The sequence below is a fragment of the Actinosynnema sp. NPDC004786 genome, from assembly GCF_053601135.1.
Window position 1 is genome coordinate 15362 of record NZ_JBSGBG010000035.1, and the last position, 16505, is coordinate 31866.

At 73.9% G+C, this 16505-nt stretch carries 15 protein-coding genes; 3 read left to right on the top strand and 12 right to left on the bottom strand.

From position 1 onward, the window contains the following. Positions 1–144: 144 nt before the first annotated feature. From ACWEFJ_RS26940 to ACWEFJ_RS26950, 3 genes are all read right to left on the bottom strand, one after another. Complete coding sequence (locus tag ACWEFJ_RS26940) at positions 145–1170, bottom strand: 6-phosphofructokinase (RefSeq protein WP_378089331.1); 1026 nt, start codon at positions 1168–1170, stop codon at positions 145–147. 80 nt (positions 1171–1250) lie between these two features. Then, a complete protein-coding gene (locus tag ACWEFJ_RS26945) occupies positions 1251–1763 on the bottom strand; it encodes a polyadenylate-specific 3'-exoribonuclease AS (protein ID WP_378089333.1) in 513 nt (170 codons plus the stop codon). Positions 1764–1786: 23 nt separating this feature from the next. Then, a complete protein-coding gene (locus ACWEFJ_RS26950) occupies positions 1787–2518 on the bottom strand; it encodes a lysophospholipid acyltransferase family protein (protein WP_378089335.1) in 732 nt (243 codons plus the stop codon). A gap of 200 nt (positions 2519–2718) precedes the next feature. Between ACWEFJ_RS26950 and ACWEFJ_RS26955 the strand changes: the two genes are divergently transcribed. Next, positions 2719–3189: a hypothetical protein gene (locus ACWEFJ_RS26955; RefSeq protein WP_378089337.1), complete on the top strand. Its 471-nt coding sequence runs from the start codon at positions 2719–2721 to the stop codon at positions 3187–3189. Positions 3190–3460: 271 nt separating this feature from the next. Here ACWEFJ_RS26955 and ACWEFJ_RS26960 read toward each other — a convergent pair whose 3' ends face one another. Genes ACWEFJ_RS26960 through ACWEFJ_RS26990 form a run of 7 tightly spaced genes read right to left on the bottom strand, consistent with a single transcriptional unit; the run spans position 3461 to position 8662 of the window. Continuing rightward, on the bottom strand, positions 3461–4393 hold the full coding sequence (locus ACWEFJ_RS26960) for an anti-sigma factor RsbA family regulatory protein (protein ID WP_449715425.1): 933 nt from the start codon (positions 4391–4393) through the stop codon (positions 3461–3463). Between the two features lie 55 nt (positions 4394–4448). After that, positions 4449–5420, bottom strand: coding sequence for an ROK family glucokinase (locus tag ACWEFJ_RS26965; RefSeq protein ID WP_378089341.1), 972 nt, complete (start codon positions 5418–5420; stop codon positions 4449–4451). Further along, positions 5414–5809: a hypothetical protein gene (locus ACWEFJ_RS26970; RefSeq protein ID WP_449715426.1), complete on the bottom strand. Its 396-nt coding sequence runs from the start codon at positions 5807–5809 to the stop codon at positions 5414–5416. Before ACWEFJ_RS26970 ends, ACWEFJ_RS26965 begins: the two co-directional genes overlap by 7 nt. Positions 5810–5814: 5 nt before the next feature. Beyond that, on the bottom strand, positions 5815–7008 hold the full coding sequence (locus ACWEFJ_RS26975; RefSeq protein WP_449715427.1) for an ArsA family ATPase: 1194 nt from the start codon (positions 7006–7008) through the stop codon (positions 5815–5817). Beyond that, a complete protein-coding gene (locus tag ACWEFJ_RS26980; protein WP_378089346.1) occupies positions 7005–7454 on the bottom strand; it encodes an SRPBCC family protein in 450 nt (149 codons plus the stop codon). The genes ACWEFJ_RS26975 and ACWEFJ_RS26980 overlap by 4 nt, the downstream gene beginning before the upstream one ends. 27 nt (positions 7455–7481) lie before the next feature. Next, the gene (locus ACWEFJ_RS26985; protein WP_378089348.1) at positions 7482–8270 is read right to left on the bottom strand and encodes a metallophosphoesterase family protein; all 789 of its coding nucleotides are present in this window, start codon (positions 8268–8270) and stop codon (positions 7482–7484) included. A gap of 11 nt (positions 8271–8281) precedes the next feature. Continuing rightward, positions 8282–8662, bottom strand: coding sequence for a polyketide cyclase / dehydrase and lipid transport (locus ACWEFJ_RS26990; protein ID WP_449715428.1), 381 nt, complete (start codon positions 8660–8662; stop codon positions 8282–8284). 111 nt (positions 8663–8773) lie between these two features. Here ACWEFJ_RS26990 and ACWEFJ_RS26995 point away from each other — a divergent pair, with 111 nt between their 5' ends. Together ACWEFJ_RS26995 and ACWEFJ_RS27000 are read left to right on the top strand one after the other, a co-directional pair. Continuing rightward, positions 8774–10582, top strand: coding sequence for an AMP-dependent synthetase/ligase (locus ACWEFJ_RS26995; protein WP_378089352.1), 1809 nt, complete (start codon positions 8774–8776; stop codon positions 10580–10582). A 342-nt stretch (positions 10583–10924) separates the two neighbouring features. After that, positions 10925–13810, top strand: coding sequence for a BTAD domain-containing putative transcriptional regulator (locus ACWEFJ_RS27000; RefSeq protein WP_449715429.1), 2886 nt, complete (start codon positions 10925–10927; stop codon positions 13808–13810). Positions 13811–14018: 208 nt separating this feature from the next. Here the strand turns inward: ACWEFJ_RS27000 and ACWEFJ_RS27005 are convergent, their stop codons facing one another. Continuing rightward, entirely contained in the window at positions 14019–15155 is a 1137-nt protein-coding gene (locus ACWEFJ_RS27005) for a glycosyltransferase family 4 protein (protein WP_378089356.1), read from the bottom strand. A 9-nt stretch (positions 15156–15164) separates the two neighbouring features. After that, positions 15165–16430: a basic secretory protein-like protein gene (locus ACWEFJ_RS27010; RefSeq protein WP_449715430.1), complete on the bottom strand. Its 1266-nt coding sequence runs from the start codon at positions 16428–16430 to the stop codon at positions 15165–15167. Between the last annotated feature and the right edge of the window lie 75 nt (positions 16431–16505).

The window sequence follows — 16505 nt, forward strand, 5'->3', positions numbered from 1 at the left end:
CCCGCCCCGGTTCGCCCGGCCGCCTCGCCCGGCCCCGCCCCGCTCCACCGACGACCGGCCACTTCCCACCGCCCCGCCTCCGACGCGAAGCGCCCCCGGACCGAACCGGTCCGGGGGCGCTCGTCGATCCGGCGCGCGGCGGGATCAGCCGAAGAAGACCTCGGCCTCCTCGTAGCGCTCCAGCGGGACGGTCTTCAGCTCCGCGGTCGCCTCGGACAGCTTGACCCGGACGATGTCGGTGCCGCGCAGCGCGACCATGACGCCGAAGTCGCCCTCGGCGACCGCGTCCACGGCGTGCAGGCCGAACCGGGTGGCGAGCACGCGGTCGTAGGCGGTCGGGATGCCGCCGCGCTGCACGTGGCCCAGCACGACCGCGCGGGACTCCTTGCCGGTCCGCTCGGCGATCTCCTCGGCCAGCCAGGTGCCGATGCCGCCCAGCCGGACGTGGCCGAACGCGTCCTTCTCGCCGGAGTGCAGCACCTCCGCGCCGCCCTCGGGCATCGCGCCCTCGGCCACGACGATGATCGGGGCGAACTGGCGCTCGAAGCGCCGCTCCACCCACTCCACGACCTTGTCGACGCTGAACTTCCGCTCGGGGACGAGGATCACGTTCGCGCCGCCGGCCAGGCCGGAGTGCAGCGCGATCCAGCCCGCGTGGCGGCCCATGACCTCGACCACCAGCGCGCGGTGGTGCGACTCGGCGGTCGTGCGCAGCCGGTCGATCGCCTCGGTGGCGATGTGCACGGCGGTGTCGAAGCCGAAGGTGTAGTCGGTCGCGCCCAGGTCGTTGTCGATGGTCTTCGGCACGCCCACGACGCCGATGCCGTCGTCGGTGAGCCGCTTGGCGACGCCGAGGGTGTCCTCGCCGCCGATCGCGATCAGCGCGTCGACCTTGTTCGCCGCGAGCGTCTCGCGGATGCGGTCGACACCGCCGTCGATCTTGTACGGGTTGGTGCGCGACGAGCCGAGGATGGTGCCACCCCTGGTGAGGATGTCCTCCACGTCGTCGAGGCCGATCGGCTTGGTCAGGTTCTCGACCGGCCCCTGCCACCCGTTGCGGAAGCCCACGATCTCCCAGCCGTGGGTCTCGATGCCCTTGCGGACCACACCGCGGATGACCGCGTTGAGGCCGGGGCAGTCGCCACCGCCGGTGAGCACACCAATGCGCATTTGCTTAGCCAATCTCTTCTCGTGGCGAGGGTCACCCAAGACTGACACGCCCTGGATCGGTGCAGCAAGCGAGGGTCCACCTACCGGACCGCGAAACCCCGCCGCAGCCGTTCGGTCTCGATCACCTTCCACCGCGCGAGGTTGTGCCGCGCGTCGGCCAGCGCGTCGTGCGCGTCCGCGGGGGCCTGCGGCAGGCGGGGTTTGCCCACGTCCTCCCAGCGCTGGCGCAGGTCGCGGGTGAACCGGGGCAGGCAGCGCGGCAGCGCGGGCATCGGGCCCCACAGCTGCGCCAGCGCCACGTGGTCGTAGGCCGCGAACCACGCCCACAGCTCGATGTCGTCCCGGTTGGCCTTGGGGCCGCCGAGGAAGTCCAGCAGGTCGGCGCGGATCCGCTCCCGGCTGCGCCAGGCCCGGTCGGCGGGCGGCGGCAGCTGGTTCAGCACGTTCGCGCGCACCCACGGACCGGCCTTGGCCGGGTCGAACTCGGTGGAGACGGCGTAGAACTCGCGGCCTTCCTCGTCGACCACCCCGATGGAGACGAGGTCGATGGTGACCCCGTCCTCGATGAACTCACAGTCGTAGAAGAACCGCACCCCGTCAGCCTAGGGGGTCTCGGTCAGCTCGCCTTCGCCTCGGGCAGCCGGTCCGCCTCGGGCGGCTGCCCGCCGTCGCCCTGCGCCTCCTTGGCCTTGGCCGCGTAGACGTCGACGTACTCCTGGCCGGACAGCTCCATCAGGGCGTACATGATCTCGTCGGTGATGGACCGCAGCACGAACCGGTCGCCGGACAGGCCCGCATACCGGGAGAAGTCCAGCGGCTTGCCGATCTTGATCCGGATCGGGTAGGGCCGCCACATCTTCGAGCCGATGGGGTTGGCCTTGTCCGTGCCGAACATCGCGACCGGGATGACCGGCGCGCCGGACTCCAGCGCGATCCACGCGACGCCGACCTTGCCCTTGTAGAGGCGGCCGTCGGGCGACCGGGTGCCCTCGGGGTAGATGCCGAGCAGCTTGCCCTCGCGCACGATCCGCACGCCGGTGTCGAGCGCGCCCTGGGCCGCCGACGCGCTGGACCGGTCGATCGGCACCTGGCCGACGCCGGAGAAGAACCAGCGCTGGAGCCTGCCCTTCAGGCCCTTGCCCGTGAAGTACTCGATCTTGGCCGGGAAGGTGACCCGCCGCGACAGCTTCAGCGGGAGGAAGAACGAGTCGGAGACCGCGAGATGGTTGCTCGCCAGGATGGCCCCGCCCTCCTTGGGGATGTTCTCCGCGCCCTCGATGATCCGCGGTCGGAAGAACAGCTTCAGGAGCGGCCCGAGAAAGATGTGTTTCATCAACCAGTAGAGCACCGCTGGGAGCGCCTCCTCGACGTGCTTGATCCCCGCCGTCAGCCTACGGATCCGATGGCGCAAGACACAACGAAGACCCGCGCGGAAGCGGTACGGTCCCAAGGTCCACCGGCTGCCGTAACCCGCAACACAGCGGCGTCGTGCGACGATGGCACTGGCAGAGGATTGGCCTTCACGACCCGGAGGGCTGGAGCACGCCGATGAACTCCCGACGCGACTCGACCGACGGCCCGGAGGGCGTGGACGCGGCCTTCGCCGAGATCGTGGCGGGTCTGGAACGCGAAGGCGTGGGCAGGCAGAGCTGGCCCGACGCGGTCGAGCCGGACGACGCCGACGAGGCGGAGCCCGCGCGTCCCGTGCGCCCCGAGGGCCAACCCGCCGTCGCCACGGCCGACGACGACCCGGACTCGTACCCCGACGACCCGGACGACCACTACGTGCCGCCGGACCCGCCGCCGCTGCCCGCGTTGCGGCCGGGCACGATCGCGGCGCTGGTGCTGATCCTGCTGGGCGTGGTGGTGCTGCTGTTCCCGGGCCTGTTCGGCCTGACCGGCGCGGTGGGCACGCCGTTGGCCCTGGTCGTGATGTGCGCCGGCGCGGCGTGGCTGATCCTGCGCATGCGCAACACCCCACCACCGGACTCGGGCTGGGACGACGGCGCCGTCCTCTAACCCCCGCGCGTGTCCTACCTCCAGAACGCGCGTGTCCTACGTTCGCGTCACGCGTGTCCTACGTTCAGGTCGCGTGAGTCCTACGTTCGCGTCGCGTGAGTCCTACGTTCAGAACACCCGAGTTCAACACTCGCGACGTCCACGGCCGGGCGGCTGCGTGTCCTGAGCGTTGAACTCGGGGTGCCTGAACGTAGGACTCACGCGTTCCGAACGTAGGACTCACGCGTTCTGGAGGTAGGACACGCGCGTTCGGAACGTAGGACACGCGGGGTTAGGAGCCGATCAGCAGGCGGATCGTGTAGCCCTCGGGGTCGCGGGTCATGATCACGTCGCGGCACGTCCGGTGGGTCAGCCAGAGGCCCACGCCGGCCGTGGTGGTGCGGTCGGTCGGCACCAGGCCCGCCAACGGCGACGACGGCCCCTCACCCCGGTCCGTCACGGCCACCAGCACGTGCGACGGCCCCGCCCACGCCCGCAGCCGCACGGGCGGCCGCCCGTGGCACTGCGCGTTGGTCACGGCCTCGCTCGCCGCGTACACGATGTCGTCCACCTCGTCGTGGCTCAGCCGCGCCGCGCCGCACGCCGCCGTCACCGCCCGCCGCGCCTCGGCGGGCGTGGGGTCGGTCAGCTCGACCGCGGGCAGCCCGGCCTCGAACGCCGTCGGCCCGGCCGTCGGCAACGCCCACGACGTGCGGAAACGCGGGTTCGCCAGGTGCGACCCGTCCGTTCCGGCCACGTGCGGGTGCGTGCGCGCCACGTCCGCCAGCACCCGGGCCGGCGTGGTCCGCAGGTCGTACGGGCACAGCCCCCACAGCGGGAACTCGTCGAACACGTCGTTCACCGCCGCCTCGTACCGCGACCACCAGTCCCACGACGCGCCGACGCCGGGGTGCGGCACGTCGCCCACCACCCGGATCTGCGCCACGCCCGCGTACTCCGCGAACAGCTTCCGGTACGCCACGATGGCCTCGGTGGGCCGGTCGTACTGGTCGGCGCCGGCCAGGAACACGACGCCCGACGGGTCGGCCACCGCCTCGCGGACCAGGCGCTCGTTGTCCGGCCGGCACGCCACGACCACCGGCTCGCCCGCCGCCACGCCGTCGTCCACGAACGGCAGCACGATCGACCTGAAGTCGTCGTCACTGGCGTAGAAGGCGGTTTCGTGGAAGTAGCCGACGTGCCCGGTTGCCGCGCCGGTCCTCATCGGGGCTCCACGGCGCCGGAGGTGCGCATCCCGCGATGCTACGCGTTGCGGAAGGTCAACGGTGACGGCCGTTGCGCGCTGTGCGCTCGGCCACGTCCCGGGCCAGGGTCGCCACGCCCACGATCCCCGCGTCGTCGCCGAGCTGGGCGGTCCGGATGCGGGCCAACGGCCGGTGCCCGGCGCCGGTCACCACGGCCGCGTAGCGCTCCCGGGCGTCGTCCAGGAACAACGGCGCGGACTCCGACACGCCACCGCCGATCACCACGACCTCGGGGTCGTACACGTCGGCGACCAGCGCCAACCCCTCCCCCAGCCACCGCGCCAGGTCCGCCATCGCGCGTTGCGCCAGCGGGTCGCCGTCACGCGCCGCGCCCGCCACCCGACGCCCCGTCACCGCCCGCGAGTCGCCCAGCGCCTCCCGCGCCAGCACGGTCGACTGGCCGGGGTAGCGGGCCAGCAGCTCGACCGCCGTGGTGCTCAGCGCCGTGCCGCTGCAGTACCGCTCCCAGCACCCGCTCTTGCCGCACGGGCACGGCCGGCCGTCCGGCACGAGCCGCAGGTGGCCCAGCTCCGGGGCCACGCCGTGCGCGCCGCGGAACACCCGGCCGTCGATCAGCAGCGCGCCGCCGATCCCGGTGCCGATGGCGACCAGCGCGGCGATCCGCGCGCCCCGCGCCGCGCCGAACCGGTGCTCGCCCAGCGCGGCCGCGTTCGCGTCGTGCTCCAGCACCACGGGCATGCCGACGCGTCGGGAGATCCGCTCGGCCACCGGGGCCTGCCGCCACGCCAGGTGCGGCGCGAACCGCACGGTCCGCCGGTCGGAGGCCACGAACCCGGCCACGGCCAGGCCGACGGCCGCGACGCGGTGCCGGGCCGCCAGCTCGGCCACGGCCGTGCCGATGGCCTCCTCCAGCGCCTCCTCGCCGCTGGGCGTCGCCGCGCGGGCCGTGTCGAGCACCGCGCCGTCGCCGTCGACCACCCCCGCCCGGACGCTCGTCCCGCCGACGTCGACGCCGACAGTCAGCACTGCGACCGCCGCACCACGGGTATGTGCTGCACCCTGGGCTTCGCGGGTCTGCCGGGCTCGCCGTCCACCCCGGACGTGCCCGGATCGGACGTTCCCGCACCCGCAGTTCCCGCACCCGCGGTTCCCGCGCCGGCGGACGGACCCGGCGCGGGCTCGGCCAGCGCCGCCCGCAGCACCGCGATCAACCCGGCGACGTGCTCGGCGGCCTTCGCGGCCAGCTCCGACCGGTCGCCGCGGGCCAGCGCCACCGCGTTGCACAACGGGCACCAGCCGCACGCCCTGGTGTCGTGGTCGCCCTCGGCGGCGGCCACCCGGTGCAGCCACGGCTGCGCCCGCTCGGCGGCCGCGTCGAGCAGCAGGCGCAGTTCCTCGGCGAGCTTGGGGTCCACGTGCCTCACCGCATCCACAGCTCGGGGTCGGGGGCGAACCGCACCGCCAACCCGGTGTCGTCCAGCTCCGCGCCGGTCACCAGGCAGCGCCTGAGCAGCGACGGCAGCGCGACGAGCCGGCGCCTGCCGTCCACGGTGACGGCCAGGTCGTCGCCCACCCGCGCCAGGTCCAGCGACGAGTCGCCGACCGGCAGCGCGAGGCGCAGCGTGTACTCCAGCTCGCCGGTCCGCTCGACCGACAGCAGCGGTTCGTCGGCGGCGTCGCCGGCCAGCGGGTCGCGCCCCTCGTAGAGGCCCTCGGCGAGGTCCAGCAACGCGGCCGTGCCGACGGGCTCGGCGGCCCGGTGCCCCACCGCGGCGACCGGCCCGAGGTCGGCCAGCCCGGCCAGCACGGCGTCCTGCTCGGCCCGGCGGGTGCGCAGCCACGCGGCCGCCGGTCCGGGGTCGTCGCCGGGGTCGGGCACGACCCGGTTGGCCACCACGCCGTCGACCCGGATGCCCTGGAGCGCGAGCGCCGTCACGGTCCGCCTGGTCTCCGCCGCGACCACCCGCTCGGGGGTCAGCACGAGCCGCACGCTGGTCGCGGGCGAGGTCAGCAGGTCGCGCAGCTGCGCCAGGTCCTCCGCGAGCCGGCCGAGCGCGTCGGCGGTCGCGTCCCACCGCTCGACCGAGCCGCTGCCGGCGACGCCGGCCAGCAGCCCGCGCACCACCCGGCGGTGGGTGGGGAAGAGCCGTTCCAGGTAGGACGCGAACGCCTCGGGCAGCGCGAGCAGGCGCAGCGTCTCGGCGGTCGGGCCGCAGTCCACGACCACGACGTCCCACGGCCCGCCGCTCGCCAGCCGCCGCACCTCCGACAGCGCCAGCAGCTCCTCGACGCCGGGCAGGACGGTCAGCTCCTCGGCGTCCAGCTCGTCCACGCCCGCGCCGGCGAGCACGGTCCGCAGGTGGCCGCGCAGGTCGCGCCAGGCGTCGTCGACGAGCGCGCGCGGATCGACCTGGGCCGCGTGCAGACCGCCCTCGACCTCGGTCGGGTGCGCGGGCAGCGGCACGCCGAACGCGTCACCGAGCGAGTGCGCGGGATCGGTGGACACGACCAGCGCCTTGCGGCCACCGGCGGCGAGCGCGGTGGCGGTGGCGGCGGCCAAGGTCGTCTTGCCGACCCCGCCCTTGCCCGTGAAGAGCAGCAGTCGGGCGCTCATCCAGCGTTGTCCACCCGGTTTTCCACCCGTCGCTTCAGCTCCTTGAGCGCGGTGTCCATGATCATCTTCTCGGCCTTGCGGCGGAACAGGCCGATCATGGGCACGACGAGCTGCACCGACAGGGTGTAGGTGACCTCGGTCGAGCCGCCCCGCGGCGACAGCGCGTAGCTGCCCTCCTGCGACTTCTGCATCTGGCCCCGGACCAGGTGCCACGAGATCCGGCTCGGCGACCACTCGTCGTAGGCGAGCACGTACTCGTCCTTGATCGGACCCTGGTCGATGTTGAACTTGACCTGGGTCGCGCGGCCGTCCGCCCCGGTCTCCAGCACCTCGGCGCGCTTCACCCCGTTGGCCCACTCGGGGTAGGCGTCGAAGTCGGCGATGACCGCCGCGATCTCCTCGGGCGTCGCGTCGATGACGATGGACTGGGTGGACTCGTCGGCCATGCCGGGGAGGCTACCCGGTGGTTCGGCTCACCAGCGCAACACGTGGGGCGTGCCGGTGCGCTGGAAGTGGCCGACGTTGACGCACTCCGTCCAGCCGACCCGCACCCGGCGCGCCATCGGCTGGTGCACGTGCCCGAACACCGACCAGCGGGGCCGGTCGCGCTCGATCACCTTCAGCAACGACGTGGAACCCAGCTCGGGGCGGCGGGCGACCACGTCGTAGGTCAGCTCGGCCACCGCGGGCGGCACGTGCGTGCACAGCACGTCCACCTCGCCCAGGCCGGCCAGCGCCGCGCCGAACTCCTCCTCCGTGCGCAGGTAGGGCCGCCACGGACCCCGCCTGTTCGGCACGTGGCCGGGGTGCAGCAGCGCGCCGCCCGCGAAGCCGAACCTCAGGCCGCCGATCTCGGCCACCTGCCCGTCCAGCACGTGCACGCCGTCGCGGGCGAACAGCGGCCACAGCTCGGGGCTGTCCACGTTGCCCGGCGTGGCGTAGGTGGGCGCGCTCATCACCGCGAACAGCGCGGTGTACTGCTCCATGATCGCCTCTTGGACGACGTCCGCGGCGTTGTCCAGGCTCTCCCACAGCGACCGCATGTAGCGGACCGTCTCCGGCCCGAACCGGCCGCGCCGCAGCCGGGCGAACACCTCGACCTTCTCCGCGCCGAACACCCGGCCGAGGATCCCCTTGCCGTGGTCGTAGTAGTCGACGAAGTCGACCAGGTCGCCGAGCACGACCAGCGCGTCCGCGCCGTCGCCCGCGCGGGCCAGCGCCTCCGCGTTGCCGTGGACATCCGAGACGACGTGAACCCGCACGAGTCCCAAATCTACGGCAGCGGCGGCGCCACCCCGGGTGCCCGGCCGCCTTCCAAGATCATTTTTATGCCGAGCGACACCTCCTTGGCGGCCAACTGGCGTCGGCGGACCTCGCGCCGCACCCGCCGGTCGGACGCACCGGCCGGCAAGTCGGCACGCAGGAAGTAATGCAGCAGGGTGCCGTCCAGGACCGGCTCCAGCCACACCTCCATCGTTCCGACGAGCGCGCCGCCGACCGTCCAGCGCAACCCCTCAGTGCCCCGATCGGCGTATACCTCGAGGGTGAGGTCCGGCCAGAACCGCGCCCACGCGGCGGGCGGCGCGAAGGCGGCCGCGACCACCGCGGGCGGCACTGCGAGGAAGGTCTCGTCCACGACGTCGACACTGGGCACGGGAGGGAAGAGTGCCACGACACGATTACGGAACCAGGGGCCGGCCTGGTGTATCGCCGGAATCACAGGCTAGGTTTCCCCACCGGTAACAAACAACGTCCGGAGGTCGACGTGCGCGAGTTCAGCGTCCCCGCCACCGCCACTGTGGCTGCCGAGGAGAACCTCACCGACATGGTGTGGGCGAACGCGGAGCGCTTCGGCAACGCCGTCAGCTTCCGCCGTCGCGTGGACGGGACATGGGTCGACGTCACCGCCCGCGACTTCGCCGCGCAGGTCCTCGCGGTCGCCAAGGGTCTGGTCGCGGCGGGGCTCCAGCCCGGCGAGCGGGTGGGCCTGATGTCCAAGACCCGCTACGAGTGGACGCTGCTGGACTTCGCCATCTGGCACGCGGGCGGCGTCGTGGTGCCGATCTACGAGACCTCCTCGGCCGAGCAGGTCGAGTGGATCCTGTCCGACTCCTCGGCCAAGGCCGTGTTCGTGGAGACCTCCGAGCACCGCGCCACGGTCGACTCCGTCGTGGCGGGCCTGCCCGAGGTCCGGCACGTGTGGCAGATCGACGGTCCGTCCGGCGACGCGGCGGGCGCGATCGACGAGCTGACCGCGCTGGGCGCGTCGGTGTCCGACGACGACGCGCGCGCCCGGCGCAAGACGGTCGGCGCGGACGACACGGCGACCATCGTCTACACCTCCGGCACCACCGGCCGCCCCAAGGGCTGCGAGCTGACCCACCGCAACCTGCTGTCCGAGGTGCGCGGCGGGATCACCGCGTTCCCGCAGCTCATGCAGGCCGGCAACTCGCTGCTGGTGTTCCTGCCGCTGGCGCACATCCTGGCCCGCGCGCTGTCGGTGTGCGGCGTCTACACGCGGGTCACCATGGGCCACACCGCCGACGTGAAGAACCTGGTGGACGACCTCCAGTCGTTCCGCCCCACGTTCGTGGTGGCCGTGCCGCGCGTGTTCGAGAAGGTCTACAACGGCGCGAAGCAGAAGGCGCACGCGGCGGGCAAGGGCAAGATCTTCGACGCGGCCGAGGCGACCGCGGTGGCCTACAGCCAGGCGCTGGACGCGGGCGGCCCGGGGCTCGGGCTCAAGCTCAAGCACGCGCTGTTCGCCAAGCTCGTCTACAGCAAGCTCCAGGCGGCGCTGGGCGGCCGGTGCACCAACGCGGTGTCGGGCGGCGCGCCGCTCGGCGAGCGGCTGGCGCACTTCTTCCGCGGCATCGGCGTGCCCGTGCTGGAGGGCTACGGCCTCACCGAGACCAGCGCCGCGGCCTGCGTGAACACCGCGGCGGCGTTCCGGGTGGGCACGGTCGGCCGGCCGGTCGTCGGCACCGCGATCCGCATCGCCGAGGACGGCGAGATCCTGATCAAGGGCGACATCGTGTTCCGCAGCTACTGGAACAACGAGCAGGCCACGTCGGAGGCGCTGGAGGACGGCTGGTTCCACACCGGTGACCTGGGCGAACTCGACGACGACGGCTTCCTGAAGATCACCGGCCGCAAGAAGGAGATCATCGTCACGGCCGGCGGCAAGAACGTCTCGCCCGCCGTGCTGGAGGACCGCCTGCGCGCCCACCCGCTGATCAGCCAGTGCATGGTGGTCGGCGACGCGCAGCCGTTCATCGGCGCGCTGATCACCATCGACCCCGAGTTCTTCCCCGCCTGGAAGGAGCAGAACGGCAAGCCGGCGTCGGCGACGGTGGCGGAGCTGGTCGAGGACGAGACCCTGCGCGGCGAGATCCAGGCCGCCGTGGACGAGGCCAACCAGGCGGTGTCCAAGGCGGAGGCGATCAAGAAGTTCCGCATCCTGCCGGTCGACTTCACCGAGGCGGGCGGCGAGATGACCCCCAGCCTGAAACTCCGCCGCGCCGTCGTGGCGAGCACCTACAAGCAGGACATCGAAGCCATCTACACGAGCTGACCCCACCCCACCCGCGGCCTCGCCGCCGTCTGCGGAGCAGCGGCAATCAGCACAGACGAGTGGCCCGCACCCAGCGGGTGCGGGCCACTCGACCCCCAGTGATCGCGTATCCGCTGACGCGGACCCGAGAAGTTTTGTTGTCCCGGTCCCCCAACCGGGACGCTTCACAGAGTGCCCGAGCGCGCTGTCGTATCGCTGACGCGGCGATGACTCCTGCCGTCAGCGCCCGCCCTAGGCTGTGCGGCGGGAGGGCGAACGAGGGGACGCAAACGGATGGGCGCTGGGCCGTGGTTCGGCCTTCTCGGTCCACTTGAAGTGCGCATACAGGGTCAACGGGTGCCGGTGCGGGCGGGTAAGCACCGGGCGTTGCTGGCCGCCCTGGCGCTGCGCGCGGGACGTGTTGTCTCAATTGGCGAGCTGGTGTCGTTCCTGTGGGGCGACGACCCGCCGGCACGCACCCGCGGCACGTTGCAGACCTACGTCATGCGGTTGCGGCAGCTGCTGGGCGACCCGTCGTTGATCCGGACCACTTCGGACGGCTACCGGCTCGTCGTGCCGCCGGAGCGGGTGGACGTGCACCGGTTCACCACCACCGCGGGCCTGGCGCGGCAGGCCGCGCGGTCCGGTCACCCGGGCGACGCGGCCGAGCTGTACGCCGAGGCGTTGGGCCTGTGGCGCGGCCCGGCGCTGTCGGACGTGCCGTCGGAGGTGTTGCGCGACGAGGAGGTGCCGCGGCTGGCCGAGCGGCTGCTGGTGGCGCACGAGGAGCGCAACGACGTCGAGCTGGCGCTGGGCAACCACGAGCGGCTGGTGCCGGTGCTGCGGACGCTCACCACGGACCACCCGCTGCGCGAGCGGTTCTGGGCCCAGCTCATGGTGGCGCTGTACCGGGGCAGCAGGCAGGCCGAGGCGCTGGAGGCGTTCCGGACGGCCGCGCGGCTGCTGGACGAGCAGCTCGGCATCGAGCCCGGCGCGGCGCTGCGCGAGCTGCACCAGGCGATCCTGGTCGGCGACCCGAGCCTGGCCGCGCCGCCCGAGCGGGACGACCCGGACGTGCCGGACCAGCTGCCGCCGGACGTGCCGGGGTTCGTCGGCCGCGACGATCCGGTCGACCGGATCACCCGGCTGATCGCGCCGGACGAGCCGCGCACCGCGGTGCCGATCGTGGCGCTGACCGGCGGGCCGGGGGTGGGCAAGACCGCGTTGGCGGTGCACGTGGCGCACCGGCTCAAGGACCGGTTCCCGGACGGGCGGCTGTACGTGGACCTGCGCGGGTACGCGTCCGGCCCGGCCACGCCGGTGGTCGAGGTGCTGACCCGGTTCCTGCGCGCGCTGGGCGTGCCGCCGGAGCAGATCCCGGTGGACTCCGACGAGCAGAGCGGCCTGTTCCGGTCGTTGCTGTCGGGCAGGCGGATGCTGCTGGTGCTGGACAACGCGGCCGCGCCGGACCAGGTGCGCCCGCTGCTGCCCGGCGCGGCGAGCTGCCCGGTGCTGGTGACGAGCCGGGACGACCTGCGGGGGCTGATCGCCGTGGACGGCGCGCGTCGGGTCGGGCTGGACGTGTTCGAGCCGCACGAGTCGGTGGCGCTGCTGCGCCGGTCCGGGCGGGCGGCGGAGGAGCTGGCGCGGCGGTGCGGGCACCTGCCGTTGACGTTGGGCGTCGCGGCGGCGGGGGTGGGTCCCGGTTCCGTGGAGCGGTACCTGGAACGGCTCGGCGACCGGCACCCGCTCGACCTGGCCCACGCCGCGCTCACGCCGGGCGCGCGGCGGTTGTTCGCGCTGTTGAGCGTCGCGCCGGGGCCGGACTTCACGGCCGAGGCGGCGGCGAACGCGGCCGACCTGACCGTGTCGGAAGCGGCCGCGCTGCTGGGCGAGCTGGTCGCGGCACGGCTCGTGGGCGCGGACGGCGACCGGTACGCGTTCCACGAGGAGCTGGCGCGGTTCGCCGCCGAACGGGCGGAGGCGGGCGGCGAGGACGTGGGCGCGGCGCGCGTGCGGCTGCTGGAGTTCTACGTGCGGGCGGTGGACCACTGCGCCGAACTGCTGTACCCGGACCTGATGCGGCTGCCCGCGCCGGCCGGGCGGGCGGTGCGGCTGCCGAGGATCGGGACGGCGGCGCAGGCGCGGGCGTGGCTGGACGCGGAGCGGGCCAACCTGACCGCGGCGATCCGGTCCGCCGCCGAGCGCGGCCCGGCCGCGGTGTCGTGGCGGCTGGCGGACGGGCTGCGCGGCTACCTGTGGATCGGCAGGCACGTGACCGAGTGGCTGTCGACCGCGCGGTACGGGCTGGACGCCGCGCACGAGCAGCGGGACGTGGCGGGCGAGGCGGCGATGCACCAGAACCTGGGGACGCTGCACTGGCGGCTGGGCGACTTCGGGACGTCCGTCGCGCACTACACGCGGGCCGTGGAGCTGCACCGGCTGTCCGGCGACCTGGAGTCGGAGGCGGAGGTGCGCGGGAACCTCGGTGTCGTGCGGCTGGAGTCCGGTGACCTGGCGTCGGCGCGCAACGACCTGGAGACGTGCCTGGCGCTGAAGCGGGAGTCCGGCGGGTCGCGGGCGGGCGAGACGGGTGTGCTGACCGGGTTGGGCGTGCTGGCGATCGAGAGCGGCGAGCTGGCCGAGGCGGTGGACCTGCTCGGGGAGGCGCTGGCGATCAGCGTGGCGCACGGGCTGCGGGGCGGCGAGGTCACCGCGCTGACCCTGTTGGGCGTGGCGTCACAGCTGATGGGCGAGCCGCAGCGCGCGCTCGACCACCTGTCCGAGGCGTTGCGGCGGGCGACCGAGGCGGGGTTCCGCGAGGCCGCCGCGCGGGCGTTGGAGAGCACGGCGTCCGTGCGGGTCGACCTCGGCGAGTACGCCGAGGCTCTGGACCTGGCCGACCGGGCGTTGGCCGAGCTGCGCGAGGACGGCGACCAGCGGATCACCACCAACGTGTTGGTGGTGATGGCCTCGGCGAACCGGGGCCTGGGCTCCCTGCGCACGGCCGACGAGCAGTTCCAGCAGGCGTTGACCAAGGCGCGCCGGATCGGCTACCTGCCGGGCGAGGCGCGTGCCCTGGTGGGCCTGGCCGGCGTGCGCCGGCTGCTGGGGCAGCTGGACGAGGCCAAGTCCCTCGCCACCCAGGCGGTCACCCTGACCACCCGCCTGGGCCTGCGCGTCACCGAGCAGTCCGCCCGCGCCGAACTGGCCGCCGTCCACCAGTCCCTCCCCACCGACCCCCCGTGAGTCCAACCTCCAGAACGCGTGTGTCCTACGTTCGCGTCGCGTGTGTCCTACGTTCAGGACACCCGAATTCAACGCTCGGAACACGCGCCCGGCGACGACCACCCGACCTGAACGTTGAACTCGGGTGTTCCGAACGTAGGACTCTCGCGTTCCGAACGTAGGACACGCGCGTTCTGAACGTAGGACACGCGGGGGTTGGGGGGACGACTCACGCGGGGGCGTTGATCAGGGTGGCCAGGCGGTCGGCCAGGTCGTCCCAGCGCCAGTTCGCGGTGACCCACTCACGGCCCGCCGCGCCCATCTTCGCGGCGGCGCCGGGGTCGGCGAGCAGCCCGGCCACGGCCTCGGCCACCTCCGACACCTCCCGCCCGTCCACCACGCGCCCCGTCACGCCGTCCCGCACGGTCTCCGGCGCTCCGCCCGAACGCCCCGCCACGACGGGCAGCCCGGTGGCCGACGCCTCCAGGTACACGATGCCCAGGCCCTCGACGTCCAACCCCCGCCCCCGCGTCCGGCACGGCATCGCGAACACGTCACCGGCGTTGTAGTGCGCGGGCAGCTCCTCCCACGGCACGGACCCGGTCAGCACCACGTGGTCCGCCACGCCGACCGACTCCGCGAGCCGCGCCACGGTCCGCCGGTACGGCCCACCGCCCACGAGCAGCAACGCCGCGCCCGGCACCCGCCGCCGGATCTCCGGCAACGCCCGCACCAGCACGTCCTGCCCCTTGCGCGGCACGAGCCGCGACACGCACACCACCACCGGCCGGTCGCCCAGCCCGTACCGGGCGCGCATCTGCTCCCGCGCCGCGGCCGACGGCGCGAACACCGACGTGTCCACCCCGGACGGCAGGTGCTCCAACGCCGCCAGCGGACCGAACGCCGCCGCGAACCGCGACCGCGTGTACCGGCTCACGAACGTCACCACGTCGGCGTCCGACCCGATGCGCCGCAACGCCTGCCGCGCGCCCGGCAGCATGGACCACCCGACCTCGTGCCCGTGCGTGGACGCCACCACCCGCGAGGCCCCGGCGGCACGCAGCCGTGACGTCATCAACGCCAGCGGGGCCGCCGCCCCGAACCACACGGCGTCGCAGCGCGCTCCGCGCAGGATGTCCGCCGCACGGCGCACGACGTCCGGGGTCGGCAGCATCAACGTCCCGGGGTGCCGCACCACCTCGAACGGCTGCACCGCGTCGAACTCCGGGTGCGAGCCGGCGGGCGACTCCCAGGACGGCGCGTACACCACCAACTCGGGCAGCCGCACGGCCAGCGCGTGCAGGTAGGACTGGATGCCGCCGGGCCGTGGCGGGAAGTCATTGGTCACCAACAGGGTCCGACGCACGCGACCACGTTACGGGAACGACCGCCGCAGGAACTCCTGCCACCCGCGCACGAGCGCCGCGGTGTCCCGCCCGGTGACCTCCAGCAGCACGGAGTCCACTTCGGACGCCCGAACCCGCGCCAGCCGCCGGTACAGCGCCACCAGCCCCGGCTCCCCCAGCCACGACGCCAGGTACAGGTTCAGCGACCACGCCTGCTGGTAGGCCAGCTCCATCGCGCCGCCGCGGAAGTCGGCGTCCGACGGCAACGCCGACGGCAGCCCTTCCCGCACCCGCGCGGCCAGCAGCGGCGCGCCCTTGGCCAACGGCACGTCGCTGCGCCGGTACCCCACGTAGTCCGCGAACCCCTCCAGCACCCACATCGGCGCGCCGTCCACGGTCTCCCCCCGCGCGGCGACGTGCGTGATCTCGTGCCGCAACAGCACCCGCAACGCCAACGGCGACAACGCGCCGGCGCTCCCCGGGTTCAGCACCACGCGCTGGCCGCGGGCGGTGCGCGTCCCCCGGTCCACCCGGTCGGCCACCGCGACGCCGGCGATCGACCCGGTGGCGAAGCCCGGCCCGACCAGCGCCACCATCTCGTCCGGGCTCGCCGGGACCAGCACGGCCACCTGCCGCGACCACGCCGGCCCCCACACCTCGGTCACCGCCGCGACCGCGCCGTCCAGCTCCGCGAGCACGCGGGCGGCCAGCGCCTCGCCGCCGGGGTGGCTCAGCACGAACCCGCCCGCGCCGGTCAGCACCCGGCACGGCCCGAAGTCCCACGGCCCGCGCCAGGTGCGCTTGCCCAGCGGCTCCAGCGCGGTGTCGGAGTGCAGGTACCAGCGGTCGCCGCGCCGGGTGAACAGGTAGGCCAGGTCCTGGCCGCTCGGCTCCGCGTCCACGCCCCGCAGCCGGTACGACAGCCGCACGCCGGGAGCCCACACCTCGTCCGCGGCGGGCAGGTCCAGCGCCGAGACGTCGGTCTCGCCGGCCAGCCCGTAGGCCCAGCCGGCCAGCGGCACCTCGGCGAGGTTGTGGAACAGGTCGCGCTGCCGCTGCCGGAACGCGGCGTCGGCCGACGGGTCGAGGTCCGCGGTGAACGCCGCCTCGTCGCGCTCCAGCACGGCCCGCGCCCGGCGGTCGAGCAGCGACCGGACCGCGTCCGCGCGCGAGGTGGCCGCGGGGTGCGCCGACGCCGAAGGCCCGTTCGGGGTCGCCGGGGCCACGGCCGTGACCAGCCCGGCGAGGAAGGTCACCGCCACCAACGCGGCCAGCACCACCCGAACGCGGCTCACGGGCCTCCCCAGTCGTCGGCAGGGCCGCCCCGGTCGGGGTCGGACCCCGTCCAGGATGGCCCTGCCGGACGACGC